At 71.0% G+C, this 1,212-nt stretch carries 1 protein-coding gene; it reads right to left on the reverse strand.

Translation table 11 applies throughout. From position 1 onward, the window contains the following. Nucleotides 1-387: 387 nt before the first annotated feature. Nucleotides 388-1,212: hypothetical protein (locus A5780_RS41120; RefSeq protein ID WP_197521803.1), on the reverse strand; the 825-nt coding region annotated here is incomplete at its 5' end.

Genomic DNA, 1,212 nt, shown 5'->3' on the forward strand with positions numbered 1-1,212 from the left:
GGTTATGGGGTTATGGGGTTATGGGTGTGAGGGGATATGTGGTGTGGGGGTGATGTGCTGTGGGGGTGATGTGCTGTGGGTGTGGGTGTGGTGATGGGGCCTGCGGGCTGGTTGCCGCAGGCCCCATGCTGACGCAAGCGAGCGGAACGGCCTGGCGGTCGCGCGTCGCAATCGGGTTAGTCGTGCGGGCGCTGGTCGTCGCGCGTCTCGCGGGTGCCGGGGCCCGTCATGAGCGGGTGGCCAGCCAGTGCAAGGCCGATGAGAAGGCCGACGATGAAAATGAGCAGGTCGTGCACGCGAAACTCCTTGCAGGGACCGGTGGGTGGTGGCCGGTCCGTCGCGGGTGGGGCGTCACCGTGACGGACCGGAGCGCGACACTCGCCCGTGTCAGGCGGCGACGGTCTGGCGGGTGGGTGGAGTGACGAGGCCGAGCCAGACGCGGCACTCGGTGCAGAACCCGTCGTCGTGGATGGCGCGGATGCGGGTGCATCCCTCGCAGCGGGCGTGCCGCTGCCCCGCACCGGTCACCGGGCCGCGTCGGCGGCGTGTCCCAGGCTTCGCCTGGGCGGCACCGGTTTCCGTGTCGGCCTCCGGACCGGCGGCCTGCTCGGCGTGTGCGGGGTGGGACACGAACTCGTCGATGATGGTGGTCAGCCAGCGCGGTGCCCGTCGGCGTGTCTCAGCGAGCAGTGCGGGTGCGGCGGCCGGGTAGGTGGTGGTGAGGAACCGGCAGTAGGTGCGGGCGAGGTCGGTGGCGGTGAACCCGGCGGGCAGTTCGCGCAGGCGCGGTGTGCGGTCGTCGCTGCGGCAGTAGTCGCACAGGCCGTCGTCGCTGCGTAACCGGGCGCCGTCGTTGTGGATGGGGTGCTGGTCGACGGTGGAGCGTTCGATGAAGCAGGCGACGCAGCGCCACCCGGAGATCGGCGTCATGGCCTCGCGGGTGTAGTCGACACTGTTGCCCTGGAACGGCAACTCCGGCCGCAGATCTCCACGCACACCGGTGCGGGTATCGGCGTAGGCGAGCGCCTCCTCATGCGAGACGCGACGGGAGCGCTCGGCGGACGCGGCGGCGTGGGTGTGCTGTTCGGCGACGTGGTGCACGAACTCGAGATCCCACCGCGCCCGCACATCGTCATCGCTGCGCGGCTGCGCGCCCTGGACGCGCACCGACGAGGACGGCGCGGTTTCGGCGAGCAGCCCGAGGTCGCGGAA

This window comes from Nocardia sp. 852002-20019_SCH5090214 (assembly GCF_001665865.1).
Taxonomy (GTDB): domain Bacteria; phylum Actinomycetota; class Actinomycetes; order Mycobacteriales; family Mycobacteriaceae; genus Nocardia; species Nocardia nova.